Source organism: Pseudomonas cannabina, assembly GCF_900100365.1.
GTDB lineage: Bacteria > Pseudomonadota > Gammaproteobacteria > Pseudomonadales > Pseudomonadaceae > Aquipseudomonas > Aquipseudomonas cannabina.
This window is the reverse complement of the sequence record NZ_FNKU01000001.1, coordinates 3,399,976-3,426,141: the sequence shown is the minus strand read 5'-3', so window position 1 is coordinate 3,426,141 and position 26,166 is coordinate 3,399,976. Positions and strand designations below refer to the sequence as shown.

General features: G+C 58.2%; 22 protein-coding genes. 13 read left to right on the top strand and 9 right to left on the bottom strand.

All coding sequences use genetic code 11. From position 1 onward, the window contains the following. Positions 1-133: 133 nt before the first annotated feature. From BLT55_RS16075 to BLT55_RS16055, 5 genes are all read left to right on the top strand, one after another. Positions 134-1,246, top strand: a complete 1,113-nt coding sequence (locus BLT55_RS16075) for a hypothetical protein (RefSeq protein WP_054998781.1) — start codon at positions 134-136, stop codon at positions 1,244-1,246. 713 nt (positions 1,247-1,959) lie between these two features. After that, positions 1,960-3,063 carry an IS5-like element ISPsy19 family transposase gene (locus BLT55_RS16070; RefSeq protein ID WP_004663854.1) on the top strand — a complete coding sequence of 368 codons (1,104 nt, stop codon included), beginning with the start codon at positions 1,960-1,962 and terminating at the stop codon, positions 3,061-3,063. Positions 3,064-3,334: 271 nt separating this feature from the next. Beyond that, a complete protein-coding gene (gene purU, locus BLT55_RS16065; RefSeq protein WP_003363851.1) occupies positions 3,335-4,186 on the top strand; it encodes a formyltetrahydrofolate deformylase in 852 nt (283 codons plus the stop codon). A 77-nt stretch (positions 4,187-4,263) separates the two neighbouring features. After that, the gene (locus tag BLT55_RS16060; RefSeq protein WP_055001018.1) at positions 4,264-4,455 is read left to right on the top strand and encodes a hypothetical protein; all 192 of its coding nucleotides are present in this window, start codon (positions 4,264-4,266) and stop codon (positions 4,453-4,455) included. 58 nt (positions 4,456-4,513) lie between these two features. Beyond that, a complete protein-coding gene (locus BLT55_RS16055) occupies positions 4,514-6,001 on the top strand; it encodes a helicase HerA-like domain-containing protein (protein ID WP_055001014.1) in 1,488 nt (495 codons plus the stop codon). Positions 6,002-6,051: 50 nt separating this feature from the next. Here BLT55_RS16055 and BLT55_RS16050 read toward each other — a convergent pair whose 3' ends face one another. Further along, positions 6,052-7,524: an inorganic phosphate transporter gene (locus BLT55_RS16050; RefSeq protein ID WP_055001013.1), complete on the bottom strand. Its 1,473-nt coding sequence runs from the start codon at positions 7,522-7,524 to the stop codon at positions 6,052-6,054. Between the two features lie 198 nt (positions 7,525-7,722). Further along, positions 7,723-7,920 (bottom strand): hypothetical protein, encoded by a 198-nt coding sequence (locus BLT55_RS16045; protein ID WP_007248860.1) that lies wholly within the window; start codon positions 7,918-7,920, stop codon positions 7,723-7,725. Between the two features lie 958 nt (positions 7,921-8,878). On the opposite strand from BLT55_RS16045, the gene pcaR reads away from it, so the two are divergent. The 5 genes from pcaR (at position 8,879) to BLT55_RS16020 (ending at position 14,233) form a co-directional block, all read left to right on the top strand. Further along, the gene (pcaR, locus tag BLT55_RS16040; RefSeq protein WP_007248858.1) at positions 8,879-9,721 is read left to right on the top strand and encodes a pca regulon transcriptional regulator PcaR; all 843 of its coding nucleotides are present in this window, start codon (positions 8,879-8,881) and stop codon (positions 9,719-9,721) included. Between the two features lie 158 nt (positions 9,722-9,879). Beyond that, complete coding sequence (locus BLT55_RS16035; RefSeq protein ID WP_055001017.1) at positions 9,880-10,737, top strand: CoA transferase subunit A; 858 nt, start codon at positions 9,880-9,882, stop codon at positions 10,735-10,737. Beyond that, positions 10,734-11,516: a CoA-transferase subunit beta gene (locus tag BLT55_RS16030; RefSeq protein WP_174518629.1), complete on the top strand. Its 783-nt coding sequence runs from the start codon at positions 10,734-10,736 to the stop codon at positions 11,514-11,516. Before BLT55_RS16035 ends, BLT55_RS16030 begins: the two co-directional genes overlap by 4 nt. Continuing rightward, positions 11,513-12,715, top strand: coding sequence for a 3-oxoadipyl-CoA thiolase (pcaF, locus tag BLT55_RS16025; RefSeq protein ID WP_174518628.1), 1,203 nt, complete (start codon positions 11,513-11,515; stop codon positions 12,713-12,715). The genes BLT55_RS16030 and pcaF overlap by 4 nt, the downstream gene beginning before the upstream one ends. A 216-nt stretch (positions 12,716-12,931) precedes the next feature. Next, positions 12,932-14,233, top strand: coding sequence for an MFS family transporter (locus tag BLT55_RS16020; protein WP_055001010.1), 1,302 nt, complete (start codon positions 12,932-12,934; stop codon positions 14,231-14,233). An 88-nt stretch (positions 14,234-14,321) separates the two neighbouring features. Here the strand turns inward: BLT55_RS16020 and BLT55_RS16015 are convergent, their stop codons facing one another. From BLT55_RS16015 to BLT55_RS16005, 3 genes are read right to left on the bottom strand one after another with little or no spacing between them, the layout of a single operon-like run. After that, complete coding sequence (locus BLT55_RS16015) at positions 14,322-15,782, bottom strand: AdeC/AdeK/OprM family multidrug efflux complex outer membrane factor (RefSeq protein ID WP_055001009.1); 1,461 nt, start codon at positions 15,780-15,782, stop codon at positions 14,322-14,324. Next, complete coding sequence (locus BLT55_RS16010) at positions 15,779-18,913, bottom strand: efflux RND transporter permease subunit (RefSeq protein ID WP_054079815.1); 3,135 nt, start codon at positions 18,911-18,913, stop codon at positions 15,779-15,781. Before BLT55_RS16010 ends, BLT55_RS16015 begins: the two co-directional genes overlap by 4 nt. Before the next feature lie 3 nt (positions 18,914-18,916). Further along, the gene (locus BLT55_RS16005; RefSeq protein WP_007248850.1) at positions 18,917-20,077 is read right to left on the bottom strand and encodes an efflux RND transporter periplasmic adaptor subunit; all 1,161 of its coding nucleotides are present in this window, start codon (positions 20,075-20,077) and stop codon (positions 18,917-18,919) included. A gap of 256 nt (positions 20,078-20,333) precedes the next feature. On the opposite strand from BLT55_RS16005, the gene pmeR reads away from it, so the two are divergent. Then, positions 20,334-20,981 carry an auxin-lysine conjugate-binding transcriptional regulator PmeR gene (gene pmeR / locus BLT55_RS16000; protein WP_007248849.1) on the top strand — a complete coding sequence of 216 codons (648 nt, stop codon included), beginning with the start codon at positions 20,334-20,336 and terminating at the stop codon, positions 20,979-20,981. Positions 20,982-21,458: 477 nt separating this feature from the next. Next, the gene (locus BLT55_RS15995; RefSeq protein WP_055001016.1) at positions 21,459-22,589 is read left to right on the top strand and encodes a DUF3396 domain-containing protein; all 1,131 of its coding nucleotides are present in this window, start codon (positions 21,459-21,461) and stop codon (positions 22,587-22,589) included. Positions 22,590-22,603: 14 nt separating this feature from the next. Here BLT55_RS15995 and BLT55_RS15990 read toward each other — a convergent pair whose 3' ends face one another. Both BLT55_RS15990 and BLT55_RS33495 read right to left on the bottom strand, forming a co-directional pair. Next, positions 22,604-24,097 carry an MDR family MFS transporter gene (locus tag BLT55_RS15990; protein ID WP_055001008.1) on the bottom strand — a complete coding sequence of 498 codons (1,494 nt, stop codon included), beginning with the start codon at positions 24,095-24,097 and terminating at the stop codon, positions 22,604-22,606. 128 nt (positions 24,098-24,225) lie between these two features. Continuing rightward, on the bottom strand, positions 24,226-24,396 hold the full coding sequence (locus BLT55_RS33495) for a hypothetical protein (protein ID WP_166647499.1): 171 nt from the start codon (positions 24,394-24,396) through the stop codon (positions 24,226-24,228). 152 nt (positions 24,397-24,548) lie between these two features. Here BLT55_RS33495 and BLT55_RS15985 point away from each other — a divergent pair, with 152 nt between their 5' ends. Continuing rightward, complete coding sequence (locus BLT55_RS15985; RefSeq protein ID WP_055001007.1) at positions 24,549-24,788, top strand: hypothetical protein; 240 nt, start codon at positions 24,549-24,551, stop codon at positions 24,786-24,788. Here the strand turns inward: BLT55_RS15985 and BLT55_RS15980 are convergent, their stop codons facing one another. Both BLT55_RS15980 and BLT55_RS15975 read right to left on the bottom strand, forming a co-directional pair. After that, positions 24,789-25,412 carry a flavin reductase family protein gene (locus tag BLT55_RS15980; RefSeq protein WP_055001006.1) on the bottom strand — a complete coding sequence of 208 codons (624 nt, stop codon included), beginning with the start codon at positions 25,410-25,412 and terminating at the stop codon, positions 24,789-24,791. A gap of 140 nt (positions 25,413-25,552) precedes the next feature. Next, a complete protein-coding gene (locus tag BLT55_RS15975) occupies positions 25,553-25,912 on the bottom strand; it encodes a hypothetical protein (protein ID WP_074800642.1) in 360 nt (119 codons plus the stop codon). Between the last annotated feature and the right edge of the window lie 254 nt (positions 25,913-26,166).

Below are 26,166 nucleotides of genomic sequence, written 5' to 3'. Positions count from 1 at the left end.
TGGAGGCCTTGATTTATCTGGGGGCAACAGCTGGGTTTTAGAATAAATCAGCGTCTCCCTAGGAGCTTTGACATTTCCCCCAAGTACCAGCGTTGAGACGACCTCAGAACTCATTATCCGAGTTTTTCAACGCATGGAGCATGCCGAATCTGGATTTCTGGCCCTTGTCATCGAGCGCTTGGCAATTCTTTATGCATTCGTTCCTCGGCAACCCAGTAATGATGTATCAACATGTTGGCAAAGGTTATTTGCGATAGCCGTTGAACAAGATGTAGAGCTTCTCGAAAACGGGGAGCGACTGTATGAGCGAGCGATCAACTCACCTGCGGGCAGATTAGCTGAAGCCCTGCTCTCCGATATCGAGGCCGCCCGACAATCGTTCGGTTCGGTTAGCGAGAATCATCTCAGGGCAATGGTTTTTGCTGCTCGCGCAGAAGGAAAGCAAGGCGCGTTTGCGCGGGCTATTTTCGTCAACTCGCTCGCATTTGTACTGAGCGTGGCGAACGATGAGATTTGTACCTGCCTTGATGCTGCTCTTGGCGAGACAACCGCTGCTGGGCATGGATTGCGAGCAGTCTTGGTAAACCAACGGCGTACGTATATCTCTGTCTCGAATGTATTCTCCGCTCACATTTTGAGAGGGCTGTTAGAGGTTGATGCATCGCATCACGAAACTACAGCCGCAGCAGCAAAGATTGTAGCGCCTGCATTGGCAATTATTCGTGAAGACAGTGACGTCGAGGCTTGGGGCATCACCCTTACGGATATCTCTCATACACTTCGCAACTGTCCAGCCGCATTGCGGGAAGGCGCTGTGGAGCTCCTCGCTCAGTGGATTTTGGACATTGAAGGTGGTCCGGCGGAGGCATGGCGTACAAGCGTCGGCCCTCTTCTTGAAAAAGTATGGCCGCGAGAGCGCGTTGTGCGTGAAAGCGCGTTGACTTGCCCTTTCACTAATCTGGTAATAAGGTCGGGAGAGGCTTTTCCCGAAGCACTTGTTCAACTACTTCCCTACCTCTCGCAGGTTCAAGGGCGAGAAAGAATACCTGCCCTAGAACGATCAGAATGTCCGGAGAGATTTCCTTGTGAAACCCTGACACTGCTATGGCGTCTGTACGGTCCGGGTAGCACTAACAATCTCTATGGAATTCCCAAAATATTGGACCGTTTGATCGCCGCCCAGCCGACGATTGAGTTCGATAGACGTCTTCAGTCTCTGCATTTTAGGGCCGAGAGATATGAATAGCGTCAAGGAGTGGAACGGGGCCTGTTATAAGAACTCGTCGGTTCGACATATGTGAAATGGATAAGCTTTTTGGGTAACCCTCCACCGGGCTAAAAAGGTGTCCAGCAAGCCTGAAGCTGAGTTCCTTACATTTCAGATCGCTTTTGCTGTAGTGGTCTAGTCACTATGAATGCTATCGCTCAAGCATGAACCACCCCTAGCCCATTTCCACAATATCTTCGTGTTCCTGCGTGGATATATAGAAACCGTGGCGAAGGGGTCTGCACCTGAGAAACGAGAAAAATCCACCATGGAGCGCTGTAGACCAAAGTCATTCATTAATTGTTTGCGTTTCTGCGTGAATAACGCGGATAGCCGGGTCAAGGGCCGCCGCACCGGCTCATCGGGCCTGCCCGATGAACGGAGCGCCGGGGCGAAGCCTTCACCCTTGATGCGGTTGGAACGACCCCAGCCTATGCAAGGGAGGCTGATGGGCGCTCTTCCCGTCAGCTTCCCGCCGCGTCGCAAGGCAGATCTGGGGAGTCCAGAGGGGCAAAGCCCCTATGGCCCTAGGGAAGGTCTGAAAAAGCCTTTTCTTCAAAAGTCGAAGCCAGTAAATACAGGCGCTCCAGCCCGGTTCCTCTCCAAAAAAATGGGCTTTTTCAGAGGATACCTAGAGGGTGTAGACAAAATAAATTAAACTTTCACTCCCTTGTCTGAATAGCCCTCAAGCCATGCCTAAAACCGGACGTCCTCGCTCGATTGCCGCCGAGCACTATCCCGTGCTGGTGAAACTCGCTCATGCACAGCCCTATTCCAGCCAGGCCGAATTGGCGCTCGTATTCTTCGCCGAAACCGGTATCACTGCGCATCCCGACACCTTTGCAAAAGCGTTGAAAATGGCAGGGATTACGCGTGTAAAGCAGCGGGCCAAGGGAAGTTTTCAGTCACCTGAACCTAATAAAGCCTATGGCTACAATGAAACCCACCGCCGCCAACTGCCGGAGCAGCTATATCCGAGTTGCTTGACAGATACCGAGTGGGCACTGGTCGCCGACCTGTTTGAAAGCCAGGGCGGACGAGGAGTGCCACCGCTTCACTCTCGGCGCACGTTGCTGGAAGCCTGTTGCTATGTCGTACGCACGGGGTGCTCATGGCGAATGCTACCCCGCGATTTTCCTCATTGGGACAATGTCTACAAAACGTTCCGCCGGTGGAGCGCTCAAGGCAAGTTCGAGCAAATGCATGATCGCTTGCGAGCTCAATGGCGTGAGCGGGAAGAACGCGCTGACAGCCCGTCAGCAGCGATCCTGGATTCACAGTCGACCCGCAGTTCTCCTCAAGGCGGTGACAGCGGCTACGACGCAGGCAAAAAAGTGAAGGGGCGTAAACGAAGTCTGATTGTCGATACATTGGGCCTGCTGCTGGCTGTCAGTATCAGTGCTGCAAGCGTGCAGGATCGTGACGCGGCGGATGATGCGGTGGCGTACTCGAAGGAAAAATATCCGTCACTGAGCACGCTTTTTGTTGATAGTGCGTACGCAGGAAAATGGGCACAGCGCACCCATCAACTGCACGCTATCGATGTTCAAGTGATCCGTGGCCCGAATAACAGAAGAACAGGGCAATGGCACTCTGAACAAGGCGATCTATTTTCCGTGGAGCCTGTTCAGACTGGATTTGTGGTCATGCCCAAGCGATGGGTAGTGGAGCGAACTCATGCCTGGAATGAGAGAGCTCGGCGACTGATCATGCATCATGATCGCCTTTTTGCGGTAAGCGAGGCATGGGTTTGGTTGGCCGAGGCTCGAATACTCGCGCGCCGACTCACTACATGATTTTGTCTACACCCTCTTAGAAATATACACAGGTCCTACAGACGTCTGAACTAGAAGCGGGACGTGTGCGCTTGAAAAGAACCTCGCATAAAATCCCTCTTAATATAGGGCTTGTTTAGCGCCGGACGCGCTAAAAGCAGATAGTGGCACGGTGCAATCTTTCGCGCCGGGGCCGTGCATTTCGGCGCGTGCATTCAGGCAACAGAGATACTGCAGTTTTCCTGCGCAGCCGCTAGAATAGCGGCTTTGCGAAGTTCTGGAGTTTCCCCCAATGCGCACTTTTCGTCTGGTGATTGCTTGCCCGGACCGTGTCGGCATCGTTGCCAAAGTCAGTAACTTTCTGGCGTCCCATAACGGCTGGATCACCGAAGCGAGTCATCATTCCGACAACCTCAGCGGCTGGTTTTTCATGCGTCACGAGATTCGTGCCGACACCCTGCCTTTTGATCTGGACGGTTTCCGTGAGGCCTTCACGCCGATAGCGGAAGAGTTTTCGATGGACTGGCGCATCACCGACTCGGCGCAGAAGAAGCGCGTCGTGCTCATGGCCAGCCGTGAATCGCACTGCCTGGCGGACTTGCTGCACCGCTGGCACAGTGATGAACTCGATTGCGATATCGCCTGCGTGATCTCGAACCACCAGGACCTGCGCAGCATGGTCGAGTGGCATGACATTCCTTATTACCATGTTCCGGTGGACCCGAAAGACAAGGAGCCGGCGTTCGCCGAAGTGTCGCGTCTGGTTGGGCATCATCAGGCAGATGTCGTGGTTCTGGCGCGCTACATGCAAATTCTGCCACCGCAGTTGTGCCGTGAATATGCCCATCAGGTCATCAACATTCACCACAGTTTCCTGCCGTCTTTCGTAGGTGCAAAGCCCTATCATCAGGCGTCGCTGCGCGGCGTAAAACTGATCGGTGCGACCTGTCACTATGTAACCGAAGAGCTGGACGCTGGTCCGATCATCGAGCAGGACGTGGTACGCGTCAGCCATCGCGACAGCATCGAAAACATGGTGCGTTTCGGTCGTGATGTGGAAAAAATGGTCCTGGCCCGTGGTCTGCGTGCGCATTTGGAAGACCGTGTTCTGGTGCATGACAACAAGACAGTGGTGTTCGACTAATCTCTGAGGCAGGCGCGCCCGTTGCGCGCCTGTCATTCCCCTGTTGGTGATGGCGCAACGTGCAAGGTGCCAGCCTGATGACCGACCCTCTCGACAAAGCTGTTTCGATACCACCCGCCACCCTCGGCGAAGGCTGCCTGAGCCGTTATGACCCCGCTGCGCTGACCCCGGAAAACGGTGCCGATTTTGACGGTGCTGCAGAACTGTGGCGCACGTTGCAGCAATCGACTGAAGCGCCGTCCTCGCCACAGGGCGATGACCCGGCGTAAAACCATTCAGCTGCGGTGCGGTGCGCTGGTGCTGAATCCCTTTTGGAGAAGCTGAACGATGCGTGACTCTCTGGAAATAGTCCTGGGTGCCGACCCTGCCGGGCGACCCGTTTCTCAGGCGCTTCGCCTGGCCAACCGTCACGGGCTGATCGCCGGTGCGACTGGCACCGGCAAGACCGTCACCTTGCAGCGCCTGGCCGAGGCTTTCAGCGATGCGGGCGTCGCAGTTTTCGCCGCTTATATCAAAGTTGACTTGTGCGGCCTCGGAGCTGCCGGCAGTCCGCAAGGCAAGATTGCCGAACGCATTGCCGGCATGCCCTGGCTTGCGCACAGCCCTCAAGGGTATCCGGTCACGTTGTGGGACATTGACGGCAAGTCTGGTCATCCATTGCGCACCACGTTGAGTGAAATGGGGCCGTTACTGCTCGGTAATTTGCTCGAGTTGACCGACAGCCAGCAAGCGGCCCTGTATGCGGCGTTCAAGGTGGCGGATCGTGAAGGTCTGTTGTTGCTCGATATCAAAGACCTCAAAGCGCTGCTCAATCATTTGCGTGACAATCCGCAATTGCTGGGCGAAGACAGCGCGCTGATGACAACCGGTTCCAGCCAGGCCCTTCAGCGTCGGCTGGCCGTGCTGGAGCAGCAGGGCGCCGAAGCCTTGTTTGGTGAGCCCGCGCTACAGCTCGAAGACATTCTTCAGCCCGCCAGCGATGGGCGAGGGCGCATTCATCTGCTCGACGCCAGCCGTCTGGTTCATGAAGCGCCGAAGGTGTACGCGACTTTTCTGCTGTGGCTGCTGGCTGAGTTGTTCGAGCAGTTGCCTGAGCGCGGCGATGCCGACAAACCGCTGCTGGCGTTGTTCTTCGATGAGGCCCATTTGCTGTTTGCCGACACGCCGAAAGCGCTTCAGGAACGGCTTGAGCAAGTCGTTCGCCTGATTCGCTCCAAAGGTGTGGGCGTCTATTTCGTGACCCAGTCGCCAAGTGATTTGCCTGATGCGGTGCTTGCCCAGCTTGGCTTGCGCATTCAGCACGGTCTGCGCGCGTTTACGGCCAAAGAACAGAAATCGCTGCGCGCCGTGGCCGACGGTTTTCGGCCTAATCCTGATATCGATGCCTTGAGTGTGCTGACCGAGCTGGGCACCGGTGAAGCACTGGTCGGCACGTTGCAGGATAAAGGCACGCCGGCGATGGTTCAGCGCGTTCTGATTGCACCGCCTCAATCGCGTATCGGGCCGCTCAGCGAGAGTGAGCGCGCCAGTCTGATCAGTCAGTCCACGCTGGGCCAGCGTTACAGCAAGCCGGTGGACAGAGAGTCTGCCTATGAAATGCTCAGCGCCCGCAACGTCGACGCGCCTGAGCAGCAGAATGCGGATGTCACGAAAAGTGCTCAGGAAGAGAGTTTCAGCGACAAGGCCGGAGAGTTTCTGGGTGGTCTGGCCGGGCAGGCGATGAAAAACGTGATGCGTCAGGCCGCCAACCGACTTGGGCGTGAGTTGGTGCGGGGTTTGATGGGGTCGTTGCTGGGCAGTAAAAAGCGCAAGTAACGCCAGGCCTTCAAGCGGTGTGGGGGGCGCACCGCTTGAGCAGGCTCAGATCAGGACAGCGCCTTCGAGGCCAGCCAGAACAGCCCGGCGGACAAGGCAACCGTGGCAGGCAGGGTCAGCACCCAGGCCAGCAGAATGGTGCGGACCGTCCCGCCTTGCAGGCCGCTCTTGTTGGCGACCATGGTCCCGGCAACACCCGATGACAGAATGTGGGTGGTGGACACCGGCAGGCTAAACACGTTGGCCAGACCGATGGCGCAGGCCGTGGTGATTTGCGCCGACATGCCTTGGGCGTAGGTCATGCCTTGCTTGCCAATCTTCTCGCCGATGGTCAGTACCACGCGTTTCCAGCCGACCATGGTGCCGATGCCCAGCGCCAGCGCAACCGCCAGAATCACCCAGAATGGTGCGTATTCAGTGGTGGCGGTCAGGTCCTTGCGCAGCTTCTCAAGGTCGGACTTTTCACGCGCGCCCAGGTCTGGCAGTTTGCCGACCTTGCGTGCCGTGTCATCCAGGCACAACAGATAGCGGCGTACTTCGATGCGGCTCTCGGGCGTCAAGGAATGGTAGTCGGACACGCCTTTCAGGCGGTCAAGCAGCGCGTCGATGGTGGGCTCGGTCTGTTTCGGGTTGCACGCCGAACTGGACGGCAAGTCGCCTTTTTCAGCCTTGCCCATCGCCAGGTATTCGCCCAGCGTGCTGCTGTTGCGCTGATAGAACTGGCTCAAATGCAGCGTCGCGTCGCGGGTACGTTCGATCTGGTAGGTGGTGCTGGTCAGGTCGAGGACGAACTGGCTCGGTACGATACCGATCAGCACCAGCATGATCAGGCCGATGCCTTTCTGACCATCGTTGGAACCGTGCACGAAGCTGACCGCCATGGCGGAGATGACCAGGGCCAGGCGGTTCCAGAACGGCGGGTGTTTCTTGTCATCGAGCTTGCGGCGTTGATCCGGCGTCTTGTGCATCTTCGACTGCGGCCGCCACCATTTCAGGCCGATCAGCACCAGTCCTGCAACGATGAAGCCGGCGAGTGGCGAGAACACCAGCGAGGCGCCGATGTCGATCGCTTTCTGCCAGTTGACGCCATCAGCCAGAGGAATGCCGTTGATCAGTGCATTGGCCAGGCCGACACCGAGGATCGAGCCGATCAGGGTGTGCGAACTGGAGGCCGGAATCCCAAAATACCAGGTGCCCAGGTTCCAGGTAATCGCCGCCGCCAGCAGCGAGAACACCATGGCCAGACCGTGTCCGGTATTGACGTTGATCAACAGCTCTACCGGCAGCAGGTGGACGATGGCATAGGCAACGCCCACACCGCCGAGCAGCACACCGAGAAAGTTGAACACACCGGAAAAGAACACGGCCAGATGAGGGGGCATGGCCTTGGTATAGATGACTGTCGCCACCGCGTTAGCGGTGTCATGAAAGCCGTTGATGAACTCGAAGGTGAGGACGAAAGCCAGGGCGAGCAACAGGCTCACAAGCACCCAGGCATCAAGCCCGCTGAATAAATCGATCATGTAGGTTTTCTGACCGGGTCTGAAGGGGGCGCGATTATGACAGAAAAAATACAGAACGACCTGTCGTCGCTGACCGGTGTCGCCTCAAACCAAAAAAAAGACGCATGAGCGCAGCCCCGTTGAAGGCTCAATGGGGCGGTGGTGCAAGTAGTGCGGACGCATCAAGGCAGAGGTGGCGGGGCATTCAGGCCCGTGATGTCACGGCTCTTCTTTCAGTTCTTCTTCCATTTTCTGTAATTCCTGCTTGAACGCCTGGTCCAGCAGGCTGGCTCTTTTACGCCAAGGCTTGCGTTCCGGTTCCGGCTGCGCGGCGTAGGTGGTGATTTCCCCGCCGTAGACATCCTTGAAACGTTGCTCCTGGCGCTCAAGTTCCGCGCGCAGTTCATCTTTAGTCACTGTATTACCTAAGGAGACGCTGATTTATTCTAAAACCCAGCTGTTGCCCCCAGATAAATCAAGGCCTCCAGAGCGTTGCAGGGACGAAAAATCGAATAAATCAGCGCCTCCCTAATCAAGTCAAATGGGATCCGGTGATAACGCAAAACATTGCAAGTAGGCTCATTCCGTCTTTCTGTAATGCGCAAGCAGGTGAAACCTTGCCGTGCAGTCGAACAGAGAGTGCGGGGCATCTTGCGGATGCTTGCGGCTACGTACACCGGAGAAAATAGCTGTCGTAGCGACATGCATTCTGATTTCAGGCAGTGGGCCTGTGTTGGCAGACTTGCCGGTGAATGGCAACGTGTTCCATCACGACGAAGCCGTACATCGAAACGCTTATCGAAGCAGAGCCGCTTTGCACCGGGCAATCGTCGTGAGTGTAAGGCCTGTCAACTGCCGGATACTATCTCCAAGAACTAGTGTTACGTCAACAACCGACGTTGCACGAGTTCACATATCTGGTTTTTTTGTACGATTGTTCCGAAGTTTGAGTCGGGCATTTATATGAAAGAACTTTTATAAAACATTTTTTGCCGCCTCAGACAAAACTCCGATGCTGAAATTCAGCGTGTTCATATCCGGGATGACTTGAAATATTGCCACGTATTCAAGGCGGGTTCGTCAAGCGCGGGCGAGGCTGGCGGAACTGCAGCGCACGGCGGCGCTTCGTAATGAAAACGGCCTTGCTAGGTAAGCAAGGCCGCTGCCTATGACTTCTCAGTGGGTACCTGACCAGTAATTTCCAAGAAGTCACTTCGTGGCAGTGCTAAAGGTATAAGCATCTGTGTGACGGGTCAATTGCGATTATCGGCCATCTGTTCGATAATCGCACGAGCCGGGGCGCGCAGATATTCTTGAAAATCATCCGAAGCCCCCGGTTTACAAGGCCTGACTACGTGTTACAGAGGGTGTGGCAATGAATGATGAACTGCGTAATTCTTTTGCCTCATTGGCACCGCCTATCGTGGCGTCGCCTGCCAAGCGCATCCAGGCGCTGACCGGTGACCCGGATTTCATGACGTCACTGGCGCGCGGGCTCGCCGTTATTCATGCCTTTCAGGAGCGCAAACGGCACCTGACCATCGCGCAGATCAGCCACCGCACTGAAATCCCGCGCGCAGCCGTGCGGCGCTGCCTGCATACATTGATCAAACTGGGTTACGCGACCACTGACGGACGCACGTATTCGTTGTTGCCGAAAGTCCTGACCCTCGGTCACGCCTATTTGTCGTCGACGCCGCTGGCAACGTCGTCGCAGCCTTATCTGGACCGCATGAGCGATCAACTGCACGAGGCGTGCAACATGGCGACGCTGGAAGGCAACGACATTCTTTATATCGCGCGCTCGGCAACCACGCAGCGGCTGATCTCGGTCGACCTTTCAGTCGGCGGCCGATTGCCGGCGTATTGCACGTCCATGGGGCGTATTCTGCTGGCTGCGCTGGACGATGTGTCGTTGCAGGAATATCTGGACCACGTCGACTTGCAGCCCAAGACCAGCCGGACCATTCGCACGCCGGAAGCCTTGCTAGAATGCCTGCAACTGGTTCGTCAACAAGGCTGGTGTATTGTCGATCAGGAACTGGAGCAGGGGCTGCGTTCTATTGCCGTCCCGGTTTATGATGCGTCGGGCCAGGTGCTGGCCGCGCTGAATGTCAGCACCAGTGCCGGGCGAGTGGCGCGAAGTGAGTTGGAGCAGCGCTTCCTGCCGATCATGCTGGATGCCAGCCGGGACTTGAGTACCCAGCTGTTCACCTGATGCCTTGAGCGCCCTCGTTGCAGGTGAATTTGTTCGGTTACCGAACGGTTAGTCGATTATCGGATTGTTTGCCGTGTGGCTCAGGCATAACCTCATTTTCATTCCGGCGCAGGTCTTCGCGCTGATCCTTGAACGTGATGTTGGGTTCGGAGCACCTCATGGCAGATATTCTTTCTCTACGCGATGCGGTGAAGCAACTGGTCAACGATGGCGACACCGTTGCGCTTGAAGGCTTTACCCATTTGATCCCCACGGCTGCGGGCCATGAAATCATTCGTCAGGGTAAGAAAGACCTGACCCTGGTACGCATGACGCCCGACCTTATCTACGATCAGTTGATAGGCGCAGGGTGTGCGAAACGTCTGATTTTCTCGTGGGGCGGCAACCCTAGCGTCGGCTCCCTGCACCGTCTGCGCGACGCCGTCGAAAAACAGTGGCCGCGCGCGATGGAAATCGAAGAGCACAGCCATGCCGACCTCCCCAACGCGTATGTCGCCGGTGCCTCAGGCCTGCCGTTTGCGGTGCTGCGTGCTTATGCCGGTTCCGACTTGCCCAAGGTCAACCCGTTGATCAAGACCGTCACCTGCCCGTTTACCGGGGAAGTGCTGGCTGCCGTGCCATCGGTTCGTCCCGACGTCACGGTGATCCACGCGCAGAAGGCCGATCGTAAGGGCAATGTTTTGCTGTGGGGCATTCTTGGCGCGCAGAAAGAGGCCGCGCTGGCTGCCAAACGCTGCATCGTGACGGTAGAAGAGATAGTCGATGACCTCAAGGCACCGATGAACTCCTGTGTGTTGCCGACTTGGGCGTTGAGCGCGGTGTGTCTGGTGCCCGGTGGCGCGCATCCGTCCTATGCGCATGGCTACTACGAGCGAGATAACCCGTTTTATCAGGCGTGGGACCCGATTGCCCGCGACCGCGAAACGTTCACGGCGTGGAACGACGAATACATTCACGGCACAGCAGATTTCAGCGAATTCCAGAGCAAGCTGGCTCGCGCTTCGGAGGCCCGATAATGACTTACTCCACCAGTGAAATGATGACTGTCGCCGCCGCCCGCCGTTTGCGCAACGGTTCGGTGTGCTTTGTCGGCATCGGCCTGCCTTCCAAGGCGGCGAACCTTGCACGCCTGACGTCGTCGCCCGACGTCGTACTGATCTACGAATCCGGGCCGATTGGTGCCAAACCCACCGTTTTACCGCTGTCGATTGGTGATGGCGAGCTGGCGGAAACCGCTGACACGGTGGTTTCCACCAGCGAAATTTTCCGCTACTGGCTGCAAGGCGGTCGGGTCGACGTCGGCTTTCTCGGCGCTGCGCAAGTGGACCGCTTCGGCAATATCAACACCACCGTAGTGGGCGATTATCACCATCCGAAAGTGCGCCTGCCGGGTGCCGGTGGTGCGCCGGAAATCGCCGGTTCGGCGAAGTCGGTGCTGATCATTCTCAAGCAGTCGGCGCGTTCGTTCGTCAATAAGCTGGATTTCATCACCTCGGTCGGTCATGGCGAAGGTGGCGATTCGCGCAAGCGTCTGGGCTTGCCGGGTGCCGGGCCGGTGGGGATCATCACTGACTTGTGCATCATGGAGCCGGAAGCGCACACCAATGAGTTCGTCGTGACCACGCTGCACCCCGGCGTGACCCGCGAGCAGGTTATCGCCGCGACGGGCTGGGACATCCGTTTTGCCGACACGGTCGCAATCTCGGAAGAACCCACTGACGTCGAGCTGACGGCACTGCGCGATCTCGAAGCCCGGACCGCCGCAGCCCATGGTCAGGTTGCAGGAGAAGCGTGATGCGTGACGTCTTTATTTGCGATGCGATTCGTACGCCGATCGGCCGTTTCGGCGGTGGTTTGTCCACGGTGCGTGCTGACGACCTGGCCGCCATACCGATCAAGGCATTGATGGAGCGCAACCTCACCGTCAATTGGGAAGAGGTTGATGAAGTGTTCCTCGGTTGCGCCAATCAGGCCGGTGAGGACAACCGCAACGTCGCGCGCATGGCGGCCTTGCTCGCCGGGCTGCCGAAAAGCGTGCCGGGCGTTACCCTCAATCGTTTGTGCGCGTCTGGAATGGATGCCATCGGCACTGCGTTCCGTGCCATTGCGTCAGGTGAGATGGAGCTGGCGATTGCCGGTGGCGTCGAGTCGATGTCGCGTGCGCCGTTCGTGATGGGCAAGGCCGATGCGGCGTTTTCGCGCAACATGAAGCTGGAAGACACCACCATCGGCTGGCGTTTCGTCAACCCGGCCATGAAAGCGCTGTATGGCGTGGACTCCATGCCCGAGACCGGCGACAACGTCGCCACTGACTTCAACATTTCGCGAGCCGATCAGGACGCTTTTGCGCTGCGCAGCCAGCAACGCGCCGCCGTCGCCCAGGCGGCAGGCTTCTTCGAGGAAGAAATCGTACCGGTGCGGGTCCCGCACAAAAAGGGTGAAACGATTGTCGACAAGGACGAACACCCGCGCGCCGATACCAGCCTGGAAACCCTGAGCAAACTCAAGCCGGTCAACGGCGCGGACCAGACCGTGACGGCTGGCAATGCGTCAGGCGTCAACGACGGTACGGCGGCGCTGACTCTGGCGTTGGCCGAAGCGGTCAAAAAGCATGGCCTGATCCCTCGCGCTCGCGTATTGGGCATGGCCAGCGCAGCCGTCGAGCCACGGGTGATGGGCATCGGCCCTGTGCCCGCAGTGCGCAAACTGGTCGAGCGGCTGGGCATCGCGATTACTGATTTTGACGTCATCGAACTCAACGAGGCTTTTGCCAGCCAGGGCTTGGCGGTGTTGCGCGAGCTGGGCCTGGCGGACGACGCGCCGCAGGTCAATCCCAATGGCGGCGCGATTGCACTCGGGCACCCGCTGGGCATGAGCGGCGCACGGCTGGTCCTGACGGCGCTGCACCAGCTGGAAAAAACCGGCGGGCGCAAAGGCCTGGCGACCATGTGCGTGGGTGTAGGGCAGGGCCTGGCGCTGGCCATCGAGCGTTAGGCTTTTCTGTTTCAAGCCGCTTCCCGACCCGTTGTTCAGCAACCCGGTTCATCCGTCCGTCTCCACGAAAAGACAGGCGAGTGATCCGGGTTGTTGTGCGATTTGAGTACAGGTACCCGCCTGGTGGTTTTGGCTGAATTGGCCTGAGTGATTGTGCTCGATTAAAGACAGTGTTACAGATTGTTGCTTATGGACAGTTCTGCTTTGGGGAAAACAATGACGACAACAGCAAAAGCACCGCACTACACGGGCGAGGAGCGAAGCAAAAGAATTTTCGCGATCGTCGGCGCCTCTTCCGGGAACCTCGTTGAATGGTTCGACTTTTATATCTACGCCTTCTGTGCGATCTATTTCGCGCCTGCCTTCTTTCCATCCGATGACCCGACCGTCCAGTTGCTCAACACCGCAGGCGTGTTTGCCGCTGGCTTTCTGATGCGCCCGATTGGTGGCTGGCTGTTTGGCCGCGTGGCGGACAAGCATGGCCGCAAGAACTCGATGCTGATTTCGGTCACCATGATGTGTGCCGGTTCGTTGATCATCGCCTGCCTGCCGACCTATGCATCGATTGGTGCCTGGGCCCCGGCACTGCTGCTGATGGCGCGCTTGCTTCAAGGTTTGTCGGTGTGTGGCGAGTACGGCACCACGGCAACGTACATGAGTGAAGTGGCGTTGCGCGGCCAGCGCGGTTTCTATGCCTCGTTCCAGTACGTGACGTTGATTGGCGGTCAGTTGCTGGCCGTGCTGACCGTGGTCATCCTGCAGCAGTTTCTCACCACCGAAGAGCTGCGCGATTACGGCTGGCGCATCCCGTTCGTGATCGGCGCGGCGGCCGCTGTCATCGCCTTGCTGCTACGGCGCACACTCAATGAAACCACCACCGCTGAAAGTCGTCAGGACAAGGATGCAGGCAGTATCACGGCGCTGTTCAGAAATCACACGGCTGCGTTTATCACGGTGCTGGGTTACACCGCCGGTGGCTCGCTGATTTTCTATACCTTCACGACCTACATGCAGAAATATCTGGTGAACACCGGCGGTATGGAAGCCAAGACGGCCAGCTACATCATGACCGGCGCGCTGTTCCTGTACATGTGCATGCAGCCGTTCTTCGGCATGCTCGCGGACCGTATCGGCCGACGTAATTCGATGCTGTTGTTCGGCGCGCTGGGTACGCTGTGTACGGTGCCGATCCTGATGACTCTGAAAACCACCACCAACCCGTTCATGGCCTTCGTGCTGATCACCCTGGCGCTGGCGATTGTCAGCTTCTACACCTCGATCAGCGGGCTGGTCAAAGCCGAGATGTTTCCGCCTCAGGTGCGTGCGCTGGGCGTAGGGCTGGCGTATGCGGTCGCCAACGCGATGTTTGGCGGTTCGGCCGAATGGGTCGCCTTGAAACTCAAGAGCGCCGGGATGGAAAACAGCTTTTACTGGTACGTGACGGCCATGATGGCGATCGCGTTCCTGTTCAGTCTGCGGCTGCCGAAAGAGCCGAAGTACCTGCATCAGGATCATTGATCGCAGGTCTTCCAATCAAAAAAAAACCACCTGATCAGGTGGGTTTTTTATGCGTTGCAATCAGAGCAGTGCGATTAAAACACTGCCTTTAGAACAGCTGCACCGAAGGCTTCTCTTTGGAGATGGTTTCGGTCTGCCCGGTTCTTTCATACCAGCCGCCGCCGAGGGCCTTGTACAGGTTGACCTCGCTGGTCAGCTGCGACAGGCGATCAATGATCAGCGTTTGTTGCGCGCTGAACAACGAGCGCTGAGCGTCGAGGAAGGTCAGGTTGCTGTCGATGCCGATCCGGTAGCGACGCTCGGCCAGACGGTAGTAATCCTGGTTGGCAGTGACAAAGTCACGCTGCGCCTGGAGCTGCTCGTCGTAGGTCTTGCGCGAAGCCAGGCCGTCGGACACTTCCTGGAAAGCCGTCTGAATGGCCTTCTCGTAGTTGGCGACGCTGATTTCTTTCTGGATCTTCGAGTAATCCAGGCTGGCACGCAGGCTGCCGGCGTTGAAGATCGGGATGTTGATGCTCGGCTGGAACAGCCAGGTTCCCGACCCCCCCTTGAACAGGCCGGACAGCTCGGTGCTGCCGGTCCCGGCGCTGGCGGTCAGGCTGATGCTCGGGAAGAACGCTGCACGCGCTGCGCCGATGTTGGCATTGGCGGCCTTGAGCGTGTGCTCGGCTTGCAGAATGTCCGGACGACGCTGCAACAGGTCGGACGGCAGACCGGCCGGCATTTCGGTCAGCATGTCGGAATCCAGCAGTTGGCTGGCCGGCAGGTTGTCCGGCAGGCCGGTGCCAAGCAACAGCACCAGGCTGTTCTGGTCCTGAGCGACCAGACGCTGGTACTGGGCCAGTCTGGCGCGAGCGCTCTCGACAGCGGTACGCGACTGGCTCAGGTCCAGCGCCGAAGAAACACCGACTTCATTGCTGCGCGAGGTCAGGCGGAAGCTTTCTTCGTAGGTCTTGAGGGTGTCCTGCGTCAGCTTGAGCAGTTCCTTGTCGGCCTGCCAGGTCATGTAGGCGTTGGCGACGTTGGCCACCAGACTGATCTGGGTGGCGCGACGCGCTTCTTCCGTGGCGAAGTAGGTTTCCAGTGCCTGTTCGCTGAGGCTGCGCACGCGACCGAACAGGTCCAGCTCGTAGGCGCTGACGCCCAGCGTGGCCGAGTAGCTACTGGTGATCGCGGACTGACCGGTCTGCGTCTGGTCGGCCGGCACGCGTTGGCGAGCGCCGCTGCCGGTCGCGGAAACAGCGGGGAACAAGTCCGCGCGCTGAATGCGGTACTGGGCGCGATAGGCGTCGATGTTCAACGCCGCGACCCGCAGGTCACGGTTGTTGAGCAGCGCGGTCTCGATCAGCTGTTGCAACGCCGGATCATTGAAGAAGTGGCGCCAGCCTTGCTCCGCAGCGGCCATTTTGGCCGCCTCGGCCGGCGTGTAGGCCGGACCTTGTGGATATTGGGCGGCGACCGGGGCTTCCGGCTGCTTGTACTCGGGGATCAAAGAGCAGCCGCCGAGTATGAACGCGGTAACTGCAAGAGAGATCAATGACTTGCTCATTGGCCAGCCTCATCGTGTGAAATATGTTTCTGCTTGCCCTTGAACAGCCCTGAAACCGAGACAAAGAACAGGGGCACCCAGAAGATCGCCAGGATAACTGCCGTGATCATACCGCCAATTACGCCGGTACCGATCGAATGCTGACTGCCCGAGCCTGCGCCTGACGAAATCGCCAGCGGCACAACGCCGAGGATGAACGCCATGGACGTCATGATGATCGGGCGCAGACGCATGCGGCACGCTTCGATGGCTGCATCGGCAAGACTCTTGCCCTGTTCATGCAGCTCTTTGGCGAACTCGACGATCAGAATGGCGTTTTTCGCCGCCAGACCCACCGTCACCAGCAGACCGACCTGGAAGAACACGTCGTTGGACAGTCCGCGCAGGCTGGTTGCCATCAGTGCACCGATAACCCCCAGCGGCACCACGAGGATGACCGCGATCGGAATCGACCAGCTTTCATACAACGCTGCCAGACACAGGAACACCACCAGCAACGACAGGGCGTAAAGGGCAGGGGCTTGCGAACCGGACAGACGCTCCTCGTAGGACAGACCGGTCCAGGAGATGCCGATGCCTTGCGGCAGTTTCTTGGCCAGCGCTTCAACTTCGGCCATTGCGTCGCCGCTGCTGTAGCCCGGTGCCGGCGTACCGAGGATTTCCTCAGCCGCCACGCCGTTGTAACGCGACAGTTTTGGCGAACCGTAGGACCACTTGCCGCTGGCGAAGGCCGAGAACGGCACCATTTCGCCCGAGCTGTTGCGCACGTACCATTTCTTCAGGTCTTCAGGCGTCATACGAGCGCCTGCGTCACCCTGGATGTACACCTTCTTCACACGGCCACGGTCGATGAAGTCATTGACGTAGCTGCCACCCAACGCGATGGACAGTGTGTTGTTGATGTCCGACAGGGTGATACCCAACGCGCTGGCACGTTCGTCGTCGATGAGCAGCTGATATTGCGGTTCGTCGTTCAGCCCGTTCGGACGCACGCCTGCCAGAATCTTGCTCTGCGCCGCCATGCCGAGGAACTGGTTACGTGCTTCCATCAGTTTCTCGTGACCGACGCCGCCCTGATCTTGCAGGTAAACGTCGAAGCCTGTTGCGTTACCCAGCTCCAGTACCGACGGCGGGACGATGGCGAACACCATCGCGTCGCGCAGGCTGAAGAAGTAGCCCTGAGCGCGCTCGGCCAGTTTGAAGACGCTGTTGTCGGCGTCACGTTCTTCCCACGGTTTGAGCATGACGAATGCAATCGCCGAGCTCTGCCCGCGGCCTGCGAAGTTGAAGCCGTTGACCGAGAACACCGACTTCACTGCGCCGCTTTCCTTGGTCAGCAGGTATTCACGCATGTTGTCGATGACTTCCTGCGTACGCTCGGTCGAGGAGCCGGCCGGGGTCTGGATCTGCGCGAAGATAACGCCCTGATCTTCTTCCGGCAGGAACGCTGCGGGGATGCGCATGAACATGAAGACCATGCCCGCGCAGATCAGGATGTAACCCAGATACGCGGGCCACTTGTACTTGAGCATGTTGCCGACGCCGCGCTCGTAGCTCAGAACGCTGCGGTCGAAGGTGCGGTTGAACCAGCCGAAGAAACCACGCTTGGGCTGGCCGTGCGTTTTCTCGTCGATGGGCTTGAGCATGGTGGCGCACAGCGCCGGGGTGAAAATCAGCGCAACCACGACCGACAGGGCCATGGCCGAGACGATGGTGATCGAGAACTGTTTGTAGATCACCCCGGTGGAACCGCCGAAGAACGCCATCGGCAACAGCACCGCCGACAGCACCAGCGCGATACCGACCAGTGCGCCCTGAATCTGCGTCATGGATTTGATCGTGGCGTCACGCGGAGAGAGCTTTTCTTCCTCCATGACCCGTTCGACGTTTTCCACCACCACAATCGCATCGTCCACCAGCAAGCCGATGGCCAGCACCATACCGAACATGGTCAGGGTGTTGATGGTGAAACCGAAGGCCGCGAGGATGCCGAATGTACCCAGCAATACCACCGGAACGGTCATGGTGGTAATGACGGTCGCGCGGAAGTTCTGCAGGAACAGGTACATCACCAGGAACACCAGCACGATGGCTTCGATCAGGGTGTGAACCACGCCGTTGATCGATTCGCTCACGACCGGGGTCGTGTCATACGGGTAAACCACTTTCATGCCGGGCGGGAAAAACGGCTCCAGCGACGAAACGGTCGCACGGATCGCCTTGGCGGTGTCCAGCGCGTTGGCGCCGGTCGCGAGCTTGATCGCCAGACCGGAAGCCGGTTTGCCGTCGAACTGCGAGTCGGTGCTGTAGTTCTCTGCGCCAAGGCCGACGGTGGCGACGTCTTTGAGGCGAACCTGCGAGCCGTCAGTGTTGACCTTGAGGAAGATATTGCCGAACTGCTCGGCCGTCTGCAGACGGGTCTTGCCGATGATCGTGGCGTTCAACTGCTGACCGCTGATCGACGGCAGGCCGCCCAACTGACCGGAAGACACCTGCACGTTCTGCGCAGTGATCGCGTCTCGCACGTCCACCGGGGTCAGCTGGAAGTTGTTCAGCTTGGCCGGGTCGAGCCAGATGCGCATGGCGTACTGCGAACCGAACACCTGGAAGTCACCCACACCGGAGGTCCGCGAGATCGGGTCCTGCATGTTCGACACGATGTAGTTAGCCAGGTCTTCCTTGCCCATGCTGCCGTCTTCCGACACCAGGCCGATCACCATCAGGAAGTTCTTCACCGCCTTGGTTACGCGGATACCCTGCTGCTGCACTTCTTGCGGCAGCAGTGGGGTGGCCAGGTTGAGTTTGTTCTGTACCTGAACCTGCGCCGTATCCGGGTTGGTGCCCTGATTGAAGGTCGCAGTGATGGTCATGCTGCCGTCGGAGTTACTTTCCGAACTCACATAACGCAGGTTATCGATACCATTGAGCTGCTGCTCGATGACCTGCACCACGGTGTCCTGCACGGTTTGTGCAGAGGCGCCCGGGTAAGTCACCTGAATGCCGATGGCAGGCGGTGCGATACTCGGGTATTGGTTGATCGGCAGGCTGGAAATGGACAGCGCACCGACCAGCATGATCACGAGGGCAATAACCCAGGCAAAAATGGGTCGATCAATAAAAAATTTCGACATGGGTTACTCCCCTTTGCTGCCTGCGGCTTTATCAGTGGCCGGGGCAGGCGCCGGGTTTGCTCCTTTAACGTTGGTCGCTTCGGCGACTTTCACTTCTGCACCTGGTTTGACGTATTGCAGGCCTTCGGTGATGACGCGATCACCTTCTTTAAGGCCGTCTTCGATCAGCCAGTCGCTACCCACGGTGCGGTTGGCCACCAGCGTGCGCATTTCGACCTTGTTGTCCTGATTGACCACCATGGCGGTCGGTGTGCCTTTCAGGTCGCGCGTCACGCCCTGTTGCGGTGCCAGAATGGCCTTCGAATTGACGCCTGCCTGCAATTGCGCATGAACGAACATGCCAGGCAGCAGGCGGTGTTCAGGGTTCGGGAACACGGCACGCAGGGTCACGGAGCCGGTGGTCTGATCAACCGAGACTTCGGAGAACTCCAGCTTGCCTTCCTGTGCGTAGGTGCTGTTGTCTTCCAGCGTCAGCTTGACCTTGGCCGAGTTGTCGCCTGATTTCTGCAGCTTGCCGCTGTCCAGATCGTTGCGCAGCTTGAGCATGTCAGCGGATGACTGCACCACGTCCACGTAAATCGGATCAAGTTGCTGAATGGTCGCCATTGCGTCGGCCTGAGCGCTGCTCACCAGTGCGCCTTCGGTTACCGCAGAGCGACCGATACGGCCGGAAATCGGCGCCAGCACCTTGGTAAAACGCAGGTTGATCTGAGCGGTCTGCAGGGCTGCCTGAGCTTCCATGGTCGAGGCCAGTGCGGTGTCGTATTCCTGACGACTGACGGCTTGTTCGCTGACCAGCTGCTTGTAGCGATCGGACATCGATTTGGCCGACTGCAAGGTCGCCTTGGCGCTGTTGGCACTGGCCTCATAGATAGCAGGATCGATCTGATACAGCTGCTGACCGGCCTTGACGTCGCCGCCTTCGGTAAACAGACGCTTGAGAATGATGCCATTGACCTGAGGGCGGACCTCGGCCACGCGGAATGCGGTGGTCCGGCCCGGCAACTCGGTCGTCAGGGTGTAAGGCTGCGCTTTGAGAGTAACGACACCGACCTGAGGGGTTTGCGCAGGCGGGGCCGCCTGTTCTTTCTTGCTACAGCCACTGAGCAGGGTTGCCAGGGCGACGGCAGTGACCAGAACGGTAACAGCTGGCTTGAATTGCATGAAGATCCTCGGGGGCAGGAGCCTGTTATCTCAACAGTACGTTGAAGTGTAAAAAAATATTTCGGCTAGATTAGTAGCATGCTAAGGAATATACTTACATTCGCGGTTGTTTGTAAACACCCGCGATGCGCATTCGGCCACTATCCAGCGTGCCGACAGCCAATTCGGGACAAGGCGAGACAAATGCCGCCCGGTTATGTATCCAGGCATGCAGCCAACGAGGTGCCTGGGGTGATTTTCTTGAGGTTTTATTGCCATGGTTCGTCGCACCAAAGAGGAAGCCCAGATTACCCGCAGCCAGATACTGGAGGCCGCCGAACACGCTTTTTATGAGCGAGGCGTCGCCCGTACCACGCTGGCTGACATCGCGACCCTTGCCGGTGTGACGCGCGGTGCCATCTATTGGCACTTCAATAACAAGGCCGATCTGGTGCAGGCGATGCTCGACAGCCTTCAGGAACCGCTCGATGAAATGGCCCAGGCCAGTCAGAGCGAGGAGGAGGAAGACCCGCTCGGGTGCATGAGGAACCTGTTGATTCACTTGTTCCATGAGCTGGCACGGGACCCGAAAACACGTCGTATCAATGAAATCCTTTTCCATAAGTGCGAGTTTACTGACGAGATGTGTGATTTTCGTCGTCAACGCCAAGAAAACGCGATTCAGTGCCACGAGCGGATCACGCTGGGGCTGCGCAATGCGGTGCGCCAAGGGCAGCTTCCGCAAGGCCTGGACACCGCACGCGCCGCCGTCGCCATGTTTGCCCACATCAACGGCATCATTTATCAATGGCTGTTGGTGCCCGACAGTTTTTCGTTGCCTGAAGAGGCCGAGCAGATGGTCGATGTGTGTCTGGACATGCTTCGCTACAGCCCTTCCTTGAGAGTAAAAACGGTCGCGGTCTGAAAGATGGCGGGCACGATGCCTGCCGGTCTTTCGATGCCGACCTTTCGCACAAAGGCTAACGCCATTCCTTGCCTGATAGACAGCAGATTTACCGACTGTTTACCTGTCGTGCCTTACTGCGTCCGTTTATTACGACCCATTGACCGGCAACTTACAAAGATTTTGTAGGAATCGGGTAGGACATTTCCTGATACATGTAGCTGATTTCCCAAAGTAATTTCCGACTATTGCTCCGTGGGAAAACTCCCTTCACTCTTCGCCTCCTGGAAAAACAGAAGAGAGGAAAGCTGCATGTTTTTGCCGAATCTTGCGCCGATGTGTCACGAAATCAATGAAAAATCCGCCGATGTTCATCAGGACGGCAACGGGCGTGGCTGTCGCGCGACCCGACGCGCGCAGCAGGTAACCGAAACGCGCAAGACAGCTTCAGGCAATGGCGCCACCCGATCTACCAAAGGACTGAAAGGAGTGCCGATCATGCCGGATAGCGGATCTGATGCTGTAAGGTTTCTGAACAGTATCGGACAGCAATCCGGGCCGGTTTCAGTCGATTCGCTATCGGGCACGCCCGTCATACGACTGGGCCTGATCACCACCTTGTACTTCCGTAACGGTCACAGCCCGGAGGTCAAGCGGCGGATAGAAGGCTGTTTCGCGCGTTTTTACGAAACCTTCAGGCCCAAGCTCAAATGGCAGTTGTTCAAGCGCATGCGGCGCCTGACGTCGACGGCGTTTTCCGCAACGTGCCGGCAGGTTGTGGACAGTTCGCCAGACGAGCAATTCATCTGGTCGCTTGCCAGCGCAACCCAGGCCGAAGTCGCGATGTACAGCCTGTTTGTGATGAACACCCCGCAGAGCCAGGCCGAGAATGACCGTTCGTGCCTGAAGATGGTACTGCCCTGGTCATACCTGAATGAGCCTGACGGGCTGAAAAACTACGAAACCTGGATCAGATACCTGAGCAGCGAAGTGCAGGCCGAGCATGGTTACGGCGGGCTGGCGTGTGTGCTGCCCTGCGATAGTCACCAGTATCTGCCGTGGGAATATCGTCTGGCGCAGGAATACATCGGGCTGATGGTCGACCCTGGGCCGCACATAGAAAGCCTGCGTTTGCTGGACCGCATCAAGGGTGTGAGCTGGTACACCGTGTTGGGTGATTCATTCGTCAAACAACTGGGCGGGAGCGACCGGTTGCGCGGGCAGATGAGCGCGCACAGTGACATCGTGTTTCACAGTTACCGCAGCGGCCTGCTGATTCGTGCTGGCGTGGCGCCAGAGCTGGGTGGCAGCGGGCTGCCGCCGCCGCAGTCTTACGTGACGGTCAACAGACTGATCAAGCCGATCCGTTTGCAGGACACCGGTAATCTTCATCCTTATCTCGCGCCAGCGCTCGGTTTTACCGAAGAGACCACCGCGCAGTGGTATGCGCGGTTCGATGAAAAACCTCTGCCGCCCGTCGATGCCGGGCAAGCCTGTCCGCGCTCGGGTTATTGGTTCAGCAGCGCCCGGTTTGGCTCTCGGCGGCATTTCGACGAGGGCGAAATCATGCCTGCCTTCGCCCATGTAAAAAACAAGAAGACCCAATGGTTCTGGGCCGGATTGTCGTAAGCCTGAATCACCGCTCAGTCCCGGCCGCGCAGTAATGTGTCGGGCATGGCCCAGGCCGCGGCCAGGCCAAGCAGCGAAATGGCTGCACTGGTGATCAACAGGTTTCTGAACGTCAGCGCCAGTTCGGCACGCAAGGTATCCAGTGCCGGCCCGGTTGCCGTATTGAGGCTGTCGAGCAGAACGTTGCCAGAGCCGCTTTCGCCAGTCACGCCGGTATCCGTCAGGCCCACACCCGAATGTTGCAGCATCGCCAGCAACAGCGCCGACATCAGCGCGACCCCGACTGCGCCACCCAGTGAGCGGAACAGATTGGTGGTGCTGGTCGCAACGCCCATGTCCCTGATCTGCACTGCGTTCTGGGTTCCGACCAGCGAGGAGGGGAATTGCATGCCGGTCGCGATGCCGGTCAGAATCATGAACAGGCTCATCAGCAGAACCGACTGCGGCGGTGTGAAGGCCATGGACAGAATGGCGATCGGCATCAGCAGCGCGCCAGTCAGAATCAATGGTTTGTAGCGGCCGGTCTGCGCTGTGCGTCGCCCGGCAAAATAAGCGCCCATCGGCATGCCGATAGCCAGAGGCAACATGTGCAAAGCAGCACTGTCACCGCCACCGCCGGTGACAGTCTGGTAACGCAGCGGCATCAGCACAATCAGGGAAATAGCCTGGAAACTGGTGAAGAACACCGTACACCAGCAGAGCACTGCGCTGCGGTTGGTAAACAGGTGCATGGGCAGTAACGGCTCCGGAGCGCGACGTTCGTACCAGACGAAAACCGCCAGCGCCAGCAAGGCGATGCTCAGCAGCAGCTGAACCTGAGCGTGGCCCAGCGTCAGCCCCTGACCGATTTCGGTGATGCCCAGCAGCAGCGCGGTCAGGCCGATGATCATCAGCACGGTGCCTAGATAGTCGATCACTGGCTTGCGTTGTGGAATGGGCAGGCCGTTCAAGGTCCGGTAGGCGACGATAAGCGCAGCGGCTCCCAGTGGCAGGTTGATCAGAAACACCCAGCGCCAGGACAGGTACACCGTCATCAAACCGCCCAGCACCGGGCCTGCGACGCTGGCCACGGCGTACATGCTGCTGAAATAACCCTGGTAGCGGCCCCGCTCACGAGGCGGGACGATGTCGGCGATGATGGCCTGACTCACCGACACCATGCCGCCCGCACCGATGCCCTGTAACACGCGCGCTAGCACCAGTTGCTCCATGCTTTGCGCGACGCCGCAAAACAGCGAGGCCAGCGTAAACAGGCCAAGCCCGAACAGCATCAGCTTGCGTCGCCCGTAGAGGTCGCCCAGCTTGCCGTAGATGGGCACCGCCACGGTCAGCGCGACCATGTACGCGGAGATGACCCAGGCCAGCAGGTCGATGTCCCTGAACTGGGCGGAAATGGCTGGCATCGACACAGCGACGATGGTCTGATCCAGCGCGCTGAGCAGGACGGCCATCATCAGCGCGAACAAAATGCTGCGAATGGCTGGCGGCGTTTGAGTAAGACTGGTCAAGGCAGAACCCGATGGCAGTGTTGACCCGCCGCAAGGGCGGCGGGAGAAGTCTGGCCAGTCTAATCCGATAGCTTGCTAATCGATAGCTGCCTTTGCTGAATGGCGACCCAACCCGCCAGGCATGAGCGTCATCGCAGGGCGCTGAAAGTAGCATCGGTCGGCACACAATGGCCGAACGTGCAACTGGCGACCGCCGGGTTCTGTCGAGACAGTTCGTTGCGGTAAGCACCCGCGGCATACACCGCCAGTACCGTGATAATGCCGACGGCAGCCATACATCTTCTTGTTATTACTTTCATGACGCACTCCTTGTTTTACCTACAGAGCAGCTTGAAAGAGCTGATTGAAGTGTAGGACAAGAAAGCGCTTCGGGCCGGACGATATCCGTGCCGCACAGGGAGGGAATGAAGCGTTAGAATTCGCGTTTTGACTGACTGCAGGTTCGAGACAGATGGCACGCAAGGAATACAACGGGTTTGAAGTGGTTTCGGCGGTCATCCCTTCGGAACAGAAGGGTTACAGCGCGGCCGTTGCCGTCAAGGCACTGGCTGCCGGGGGCGCGCCGCGCTTCCACGCGATATTGCCCGGGCAGTCTTTCAAGACTGCGCATGACGCCGATCTGGCCGCCGTCCAGGAACTGGAGCGGCTGATCGACGTGGACCCGGAGGGCGAGCCGGTGTGGGCTTCCTGATCAGGCGCCCGGGCGGAACATCTTGAACAAGGCTTCTGGCCCAAGCTGGAAATAATCCGCCGGGCCCCCACCGCGCAGAATCGGCTCGGCCGCAGCGGTATCGTAGATGCCGTCCTTGAGCAGCGACTTGTCGATATGGACCGCAACCACCTCGCCCAGAATCAGCCAGCTCGGCACCAGCTCCTTGTCTGCCCGTTGCAGTTGAATGATCTGCGTGACCTTGCATTCGAAGGACACGGGCGTTTCCTGCACGCGCGGCACCGAGACAATAAGCGATGCCAGCGGTGTGAGGTTCGCCAGCTCGAATTCGCTCACGTCCGGGGCCACGGGCGCACAGCTTTGATTCATGGCCTCGGCCAGCGAGCGGGTCGCCAGGTTCCAGACGAATTCGCCGGTCTGCTCGATGTTATTGAGGCTGTCTTTGCGCCCGACGCTACAAAAACCAATGATCGGTGGCACGTAGTTGAACGCGTTGAAAAAGCTGTACGGCGCAAGGTTCAGCTTACCGCTAGCATCCCGAGAGGAAATCCAGCCAATCGGGCGCGGGCCGACAATTGCGTTGAACGGATCGTGCGGCAGGCCGTGTCCTTTGGATGGCTCGTAAGAGTGAATAGCGTCTGACATGCTCGATTCCTTATGGCTCACTGTTAGATGTGAACATAGTGCTGCGCATTGGCGCTGGATGCCAGAGCAGTCTGTGTTTCGGTCTAAGCCAGAAACAAAGAAGCCCGGCATAGCCGGGCCTTGGGGTGTTGCATGAGTGATCAGCTCAGGCGGTTTGCACCGACACGATCAGCCCCATCAGCGGCCAGGCGGTTTGCACCGACATGGTCTGCACCATCAGCAGCTTGACGGTTTGCACCGACGCGATCGGCACCATCAGCGGCCAGACGATTTGCACCGACGTGATCAGCACCATCGGCAGCTTGACGGTTCGGACCTACACGATCTGCGCCATCAGCGGCTACGCGGATCGAGCCGACGTTAGTGTGCTTGGTGCCGCCTTCAGCAACGACGGTTGCTTTGGACATTTCGTTGTGCACGGTATCGACTGCTGGAAGAGCGAATGCGCTCGATGTCAGAACAGAGAAGACCAGGCCGAAGATCAGTGTGTTGGTTTTCATGAGAGTGTCTCCAAGTGGTGTCGGGTGAGTTGTCATCCCGGTATGGAGGCAATGCTACGCGCCAGCAGTTTTTTAAGAAGTTAATAGGATTGCTAGCGATCATCGCTAAAAATGATAGTAAGCCGCAACGCGCTGATTTCGGGCCTTGCAGGTAGAGCTGCCTTGTTGTGGTGCAATTCTTGAAAAATCTTGTAATAAACGCTCTTGACAAAATGAAAGTGTCGTTAATTCAAATAGTTATCGTTGAAAACTAC

Excerpts from the sequence above, each read along its gene's own strand:
- BLT55_RS16020 (WP_055001010.1), top strand. The coding sequence starts at position 12,932 with ATGACGACAACAGCAAAAGCACCGCACTACACGGGCGAGGAGCGAAGC.
- BLT55_RS16070 (WP_004663854.1), top strand. The coding sequence starts at position 1,960 with ATGCCTAAAACCGGACGTCCTCGCTCGATTGCCGCCGAGCACTATCCC.
- BLT55_RS16075 (WP_054998781.1), top strand. The coding sequence starts at position 134 with ATGGAGCATGCCGAATCTGGATTTCTGGCCCTTGTCATCGAGCGCTTG.
- BLT55_RS15975 (WP_074800642.1), bottom strand. The coding sequence starts at position 25,912 with ATGAAAACCAACACACTGATCTTCGGCCTGGTCTTCTCTGTTCTGACA.
- BLT55_RS16060 (WP_055001018.1), top strand. The coding sequence starts at position 4,264 with ATGACCGACCCTCTCGACAAAGCTGTTTCGATACCACCCGCCACCCTC.
- purU (WP_003363851.1), top strand. The coding sequence starts at position 3,335 with ATGCGCACTTTTCGTCTGGTGATTGCTTGCCCGGACCGTGTCGGCATC.
- BLT55_RS16035 (WP_055001017.1), top strand. The coding sequence starts at position 9,880 with ATGGCAGATATTCTTTCTCTACGCGATGCGGTGAAGCAACTGGTCAAC.
- pcaR (WP_007248858.1), top strand. The coding sequence starts at position 8,879 with ATGAATGATGAACTGCGTAATTCTTTTGCCTCATTGGCACCGCCTATC.
- BLT55_RS15980 (WP_055001006.1), bottom strand. The coding sequence starts at position 25,412 with ATGTCAGACGCTATTCACTCTTACGAGCCATCCAAAGGACACGGCCTG.
- BLT55_RS15985 (WP_055001007.1), top strand. The coding sequence starts at position 24,549 with ATGGCACGCAAGGAATACAACGGGTTTGAAGTGGTTTCGGCGGTCATC.
- BLT55_RS16015 (WP_055001009.1), bottom strand. The coding sequence starts at position 15,782 with ATGAGCAAGTCATTGATCTCTCTTGCAGTTACCGCGTTCATACTCGGC.
- BLT55_RS16005 (WP_007248850.1), bottom strand. The coding sequence starts at position 20,077 with ATGCAATTCAAGCCAGCTGTTACCGTTCTGGTCACTGCCGTCGCCCTG.
- BLT55_RS16050 (WP_055001013.1), bottom strand. The coding sequence starts at position 7,524 with ATGATCGATTTATTCAGCGGGCTTGATGCCTGGGTGCTTGTGAGCCTG.
- BLT55_RS15995 (WP_055001016.1), top strand. The coding sequence starts at position 21,459 with ATGCCGGATAGCGGATCTGATGCTGTAAGGTTTCTGAACAGTATCGGA.
- pmeR (WP_007248849.1), top strand. The coding sequence starts at position 20,334 with ATGGTTCGTCGCACCAAAGAGGAAGCCCAGATTACCCGCAGCCAGATA.
- BLT55_RS16055 (WP_055001014.1), top strand. The coding sequence starts at position 4,514 with ATGCGTGACTCTCTGGAAATAGTCCTGGGTGCCGACCCTGCCGGGCGA.
- BLT55_RS33495 (WP_166647499.1), bottom strand. The coding sequence starts at position 24,396 with ATGAAAGTAATAACAAGAAGATGTATGGCTGCCGTCGGCATTATCACG.
- BLT55_RS16010 (WP_054079815.1), bottom strand. The coding sequence starts at position 18,913 with ATGTCGAAATTTTTTATTGATCGACCCATTTTTGCCTGGGTTATTGCC.